The sequence below is a fragment of the Streptomyces sp. CBMA291 genome, assembly GCF_014596525.1.
Lineage (GTDB): Bacteria > Actinomycetota > Actinomycetes > Streptomycetales > Streptomycetaceae > Streptomyces.
Genome location: NZ_MSJP01000096.1, coordinates 121156 through 127505, shown reverse-complemented (window position 1 = coordinate 127505; position 6350 = coordinate 121156). Strand labels below are relative to the sequence as shown.

Annotated in this window: 4 protein-coding genes; all 4 read left to right on the top strand. The window is 74.6% G+C overall.

Features of this window, described 5'->3' with window-relative positions; translation table 11 throughout:
- Positions 1-3250, top strand: a 3250-nt coding sequence (gene dnaE, locus BU197_RS23210) for a DNA polymerase III subunit alpha (protein WP_188270241.1), incomplete at its 5' end; no start/stop codon positions are given.
- Positions 3247-4296 carry a helix-hairpin-helix domain-containing protein gene (locus BU197_RS23205; protein WP_188270240.1) on the top strand — a complete coding sequence of 350 codons (1050 nt, stop codon included), beginning with the start codon at positions 3247-3249 and terminating at the stop codon, positions 4294-4296. The genes dnaE and BU197_RS23205, both read left to right, overlap by 4 nt.
- Positions 4297-4478: 182 nt before the next feature.
- Positions 4479-5585, top strand: a complete 1107-nt coding sequence (locus tag BU197_RS23200; protein ID WP_223182920.1) for an ACP S-malonyltransferase — start codon at positions 4479-4481, stop codon at positions 5583-5585.
- On the top strand, positions 5582-6334 hold the full coding sequence (locus BU197_RS23195) for an SDR family NAD(P)-dependent oxidoreductase (protein WP_188270238.1): 753 nt from the start codon (positions 5582-5584) through the stop codon (positions 6332-6334). Before BU197_RS23200 ends, BU197_RS23195 begins: the two co-directional genes overlap by 4 nt.
- The last annotated feature ends 16 nt before the right edge of the window (positions 6335-6350 follow it).

Sequence of the window (6350 nt, the reverse complement as noted above, 5' to 3'; positions counted from 1 at the left end):
CGTGTCCGCCGCGTACACCGACGCCGCCGCGAGCGGCGGACCGGTCGCGGCCTCCGGTGACCTGCTCGCCGCGCACGCGGGCGAGGGGCTGATCGTCCTGCTCGGCCCGGCGTCCGAGCCGCTGCGCGCGCTCGCCGCCGGCCGGGCGGACACCGCCGAACGGCTGCTCGCGCCCTGGCGGAGCGCCATCGGCGCCGGACTGCGCCTCGAAACCGTCTGCTGGGGCCTGCCCGGGACCGGACCGGGCTCCGTACGGCTGGCCGCGGGCACCCTCCGGCTCGCCGACCGCCTCGGCGTCCCCGCCGTCCTGACCAACTCGGTCCGGTACGCCGACCCCGGCCAGCACCGGCTCGCGGACGTCCTCGACGCGGCCCGGCTACTGCGCCCGGTGGACCGGCGCCGCCTCGACGCGGGCGAACGCTGGCTCAAGGACGGACCCGGGATGCTCGCGGCCGCCGAGCGGATCGTCGCCGCCGCCGGAGGGGACCGGCGGCGCGTGGCCCGGCTGATCGGCGACACCGTCGCGGTCGCGGACGCCTGTGTGATCGACCCCGTCGCCGGGCTCGGCCTCGGCGTCCCGCACTTCCCCGAGCCCGAGGCCGTCGGCGCCCGGCCCGGCGCGGACGGGGCGGCGCACCTGCTCCGGCAGCGGTGCGAGGCCGGGATGACCGCCCGGGGCCTGGACCGCGACCGGCGGGCGACCGACCGGCTCGACCGCGAACTCGGCATCATCGACCGGCTCGGCCACGCCCCCTACTTCCTCGCCGTCGGGCAGATCGTCGCGGACATCCGGGCCCTGGGCGTCCGGGTCGCGGCGCGGGGCTCCGGCGCGGGCTCCATGGTCGACTACGCGCTGTTCATCGCGACGGCCAACCCCCTGGACCACGGCCTCCTCTTCGAACGGTTCCTCTCCGAGCGGCGGGCTTCGCTGCCCGACATCGACCTGGACGTGGAGTCCGCGCGCCGCCTGGAGGTGTACGACCGGATCATCGAGCGGTACGGCCGCGAGCGGGTCGCGGTCACCGGCATGCCCGAGACCTACCGCGCCCGCCACGCCCTGCGGGACACCGGTCTCGCGCTCGGGATCGCCCCGGGGGCCGTGGACCGGATCGCGAAGTCCTTCCCGCACATCCGGGCCTGCGACATCCGCTCCGCGCTCGCCGAACTGCCCGAGCTGCGCGGGCTGGCCGCCGACGCCGGTCGGTTCGGGCCCCTGTGGGAGCTGGCGGAGGGCCTGGACCGGCTGCCGCGCGGGCTCGCGATGCACCCCTGCGGTGTGATCGTCTCCGACGCGACCCTCCTCGACCGGCTCCCGGTCCAGCCGACCGCCCAGGGCGCGTATCCCATGGTCCAGGCCGACAAGGAGGACGTCGAAGACCTCGGCCTGGTCAAACTCGACATCCTGGGCGTGCGGATGCAGTCGGCGATGGCGCACGCCGTCGGCGAGATCCGCCGCACGACCGGCCGGGCGATCGACCTCGACAACCCCGACCACGTGCCCCTCGACGACGGCCGCGCGTTCGAACTGATCCGGGCGAGCGACACCATCGGCATGTTCCAGCTCGAAAGCCCCGGCCAGCAGGACCTCATCGGCCGGCTCCAGCCCCGCGACATCCAGGACGTGATCGCGGACATCTCCCTCTTCCGCCCCGGCCCGGTCTCCGGCGGCATGCCCGCCCTCTACGTCGCCGCCCGCCACGGCGCCGCCCCCGCCTACCCGCACCCCGACCTCGAACCGGTCTTGCGGGACACGTACGGCGTGACCATCTGGCACGAGCAGATCATCGGCATCCTCGCCGTCATGACCGGCTGCGACCGGGCCCTGGCCGAGGTCGCCCGCCGCGCCCTCGCCGACGAGCGGCGCCTGCCGGGGATCGAGCGCTGGTTCCGGGAGACGGCCGGTGCGCGCGGATACCCGCCCGCCGTCCTCGACGAGGTGTGGGGCGTCGTCCGGAGCTTCGGCGCGTACGGGTTCTGCCGCGCGCACGCGGTCGCCTTCGCCGTCCCCGCCCTCCAGTCCGCCTACCTCAAGGCCCACCACCCCGCCGCCCTGTACGCGGGGCTCCTGGAACACGACCCGGGCATGTGGCCGCGGCGGGTGATCGTCGCCGACGCCCGCCGCCACCGGGTGCCGGTGCTCCCCGTCGACGTCAACGCCTCCCGCCCCTCCTACGCGGTCGAGCGGACCGGGAACGGCTGGGGCGTACGGATCAGCCTGGCCTCGGTGAAGGGCGTCTCCGCGGACGAGGTCGCCCGGATCGCCGCAGCCCAGCCCTACACCTCCCTCCCCGACTTCTGGGACCGCGCCCGCCCCACCCTGCCGACCGCCGAGAACCTGATACGGCTCGGCGCCCTCGACCCGCTCAAAGGGCGGGCGTCACGGCGGGACCTGCTGCTCCAGGCCACCGAACTGCACCGCCAGGCCCGTACCCGCCCCGGCGCCGGGCAGCTTCCCCTCGACGCCTCTCCCGCCCCGGCCGAGCCGTCAGGGCTGCGGGAGACGACCGTCCGCGAACGGGTCGGGGCGGAACTCGGCCTGATCGAGATCGACCTGACGCGGCATCTGATGGAGGACCACCATCGGCTCCTGCGGGAGACCGGCGCCACCGACGCCGCCCGTCTGCGCGCGCTGCCTCCCGGCCGGAAGGTCCTCGTCGCGGGGGTCCGCGCCGCCACCCAGACCCCGCCCGTCGCCTCCGGCAAGCGGATCATCTTCGTCACCCTCGAAGACGGCTCGGGCCTGGTCGACGTGGCGTTCTTCGAGGACTCCCACGAGGCGTGCGCCTACACCGTCTTCCACTCCGGGATCCTGCTCGTGCGGGGCACGGTGGAAGCCAGGGGACCGCGCAGGACCGTGGTGGGGGAGCGGGTATGGGACCTGGAGGAACTCGCCGAGGCCCGCCGCACCGACGGACCCCAGGCCGTCCTGGACCTCCTCGGCCGCGCCCCCGCCCCGACCCCCGCCCAGCCCACGGCTCAGCAGCCCGCGTCCTCGCCTACGGACCGGCCCCCTGCCTCGGGTGCGAACCGGCTCCCTGCCCGGCCCCCGTCTCCGCGCACGGACCGTCCGCCGTCTCCGCGCACCGACCGGCCCGCGTCCTCGCCTACGGACCGGCCCCCTGCTTCGCGTACCGTTCCCGACGGTACGGCGGGAGCGCGCCTGCACCCCTGGAGCGACCTCCGGCCCGCCGGTACGCCCACCGCCGACCTCACCCGCCTCGGCCACCGCTCACCCGGCAGCGCGGGATGACCACCACCACGCCCTCCGCCCCCGGCCCGGACGCGGGACCCCCGCCCCGGGCGCGGGCGATCCTCCGGATCCACTTCCACCCCGAGCACCGCGCCGAGGGCCTCTACGAGCAGCTCCTCGCCGTCCTCGAAGGGATCAGCCCGCGCGTCGAGGCGTTCCCCGCCGACTGGTCCGCCTATCTCGACCTCGCCGGAGCGCTCCGGTTCTGGGACCGGGACACCGGGGGACTGGTGGCGATGGTCCAGATGCGGCTGCTCGCCCTCCACGGCGTGCCCAGCTCGGCGGGCGCGGGACCCACCCGGTCCATCGCCGCGATGGCCGCCGCCCTCACCCCGCCCGGCACCGCCACCGTCGTCCCCGACACCCCCGACGCCCTCGCCCGCTTCCTGCGCCCCCGCCCCGTCGCCGCGCTCCCCGGCGTCGGGCCCAGGACCGCGCGGACCCTCGCCCACTACGGCATCGCCACCGTCGGCGACCTCGCCGACACCCGCCCCGCCACCCTCCGACGGATCCTCGGCCCCACCGCCCGCACCCTCCAGGACCTCGCCCACGGCATCGACCCCTGCCCCGTCGTCCCCACCGCCGCCCCCGCCTCGGCCACCGCCACCCACCACTTCACCCGCGACGAACTCGACACCGAACGACACCGCCGAACCGTCCTCGCCCTCACCGAAGACCTCGGCACCCGCCTGCGCGCCCGCCACGAGACCGCCCGGTCGCTCACCCTCACCGTCACCTACGCCGACCACACCCACACCACCCGCACCCGCACCCTCCCCGAACCCACCGCCCACACCCCCGCCCTGACCGCACTCGCCCACGACCTCCTGCACTCCCTCGGCCTTCAACGCGCCCGCGTCCGCACCCTCGCCGTACGAGCCGACCGCCTCCAGCCCGCCACCCACGCCACCCGCCAACTCACCCTCGACGACCCCGACGACCGCGCCCACGCCCTCGAAGCCGCCCTCGACCAGGCCCGCGCCCTCTACCACCCGGGCGTCATCGGCAGCGCCGCCGCCATCGCGGCGCCCCTGGGACCGGAGTGAAGCGAGAGAGTCCAATCAGGCATTTATGATGATTGTTTATCAATTGCTGCGGGTCATGAGGGATATGGCCGATAGTCGTCATCTCCTCGGATTCACTACGAAAACATGATGACCACCATGACACTGGGGAGCCGGATGGACCCATGCACCTGAAACAGGCCATTCCTAGGTGGTGATACGCCATGTCCGAAGAAAGCGACGCAGCCGAGAACGACAGGCGGAGCCGTCGTCAGCGGTTAGCCGGTGAAGGCCCCGTGCTACCTGCCGCACGGGCACGTCGCGTCGCGGTGGTGTTTCCCGGGCAGGGGTCGCAGCGGCCTGCGATGGGGGCGCAGTGGGCGCGGCATCGGGCGTTCGCTCTGGTCAGGCGGGCGGAGCGGAGGCTGGGGCGGCCGTTGGAACCGATGCTGGTGGATCCGGAGCGCCCGCCATCCGGCACCGCCGAGCATCAGCTGGCGGTGACGCTGTGCTCGGCGATGGCATGGGCGGTGCTCAAGGAGGCCGTACTCAAGGAAGCGGCACTCGAAGCCCCGGAGTGGAAGGAGGCTTCCTTCCCGGCCGTCGTCGCCGGTCACTCGCTCGGTCTGATCTCCGCCCTGCACGCCGCAGGTTCGCTGGGCGAGGACGAACTCGTGGACGTGGTCGCCGCTCGGGGTGAGCTGACCGGAGCGGCCGGGCGCCGTCGGCCTGGGGCGATGGCGGCCATGCTGACCTCGGCCGATATCGCGCACCGCTGCTGTGCCGGGGTGAACGAGCGGTACGGGCTGGCGGTCGTCTGGGTGGCCAACGACAACGCCCCCGGGCAGACGGTCATCACGGGCACCGCCGAGGCCGTACGCGAGGCGGGCCGGGAAGCGATCGAGCGCGGAGTGCGGGAGGTCGTCGCGCTGGATGTCGCCGGAGCGTTCCACAGTCCGCTGCTGCGGGAGGCGGCGCGGGAATTCGAACGCCGACTGGCCCTCGTCCCCTTCGAACCGACGCGGGTCCCCCTGGCGGTCAACGGAAGGCTGCTGCCCGCGGGCACGGACCCGGACGAGCTGCGGGCCCGGGTGGCGGGGGATCTGACGGCCACGCTTCTGTGGCGGGAGACGCAACTGCTGATCGCGGAGGCTCCCGGTGGTCCGCGCGTCACCGATCTCGTCGAATGCGGCTACGGGCGGACGCTGACCGGCCTGGCCAAGCGCACCATCGGCGGCGTCGCGCTGCACAACGCCGCCTCCCCGGAGGCCGTCGCGGCCGTCGCCCGTACGCTGTGTGAACTGGTCGGCCCGAGGGGCGGAGCGAGGTGAGCGCGCCGCCGTCCGCCGTCGTCACCGGTGGTGCCACCGGCATCGGTGCCGCCGTGGTCGACGCGCTCACCGCCGCCGGGCACCCGGTCACCTTCACGTACCGCGCCAGCGGGCAGGAGGCACGGGCGCTGGCCCGCGCCGTCCGGAGCCGGGGCGGTGCCCCCTGTCTGCCCGTACGCTGCGACGTCACCCGGGCCGAGGACGTCGACGGGCTCTTCACCCGGGCCGAGGAGGAGTTCGGGCCGCCCGGAGTGCTGGTCTGCGCCGCCGGGGCACTGTTCGACGCGTCCGTACTCGACATGACCTCCGAGCAGTGGCAGGACGCCCTGGACGTCAATCTGACGAGCGTGTTCCGCTGCGTCCGGCGGGCGGCGATGGGCATGGTACGGGCACGACGAGGCCGGATCGTGGTGCTGGGTTCGGTGGCCGCCGTGACCGGTGCGGCGGGGCAGGCCAACTACGCCGCCGCCAAGGCCGGCCTGATCGGGCTGGTGCGCAGTGTCGCCACCGAGCTGGCGCCGCGCGGTATCACCTGCAATCTCGTGCTGCCGGGCCCCGTCGACACGGCGATCCTTGCCCACCTGCCGGAACGCCGCAAGGCCGAGCTGGCGGCCTCGACCGCGCTGCGCCGGTTCGGTGAGCCCGCCGAAGTCGCCGCCGCCGCGGTGTTCCTGGCCTCCGACGCCGCCTCGTACATCACCGGAGTGGTCCTGCCGGCCGACGGAGGTCTGACCATGGGCCGGCTGTGAACGAAGGGCCCCCTGA

Coding starts and splice junctions, on each gene's coding strand:
- BU197_RS23200 (WP_223182920.1), top strand. CDS start 4,479: ATGTCCGAAGAAAGCGACGCAGCCGAGAACGACAGGCGGAGCCGTCGT.
- BU197_RS23205 (WP_188270240.1), top strand. CDS start 3,247: ATGACCACCACCACGCCCTCCGCCCCCGGCCCGGACGCGGGACCCCCG.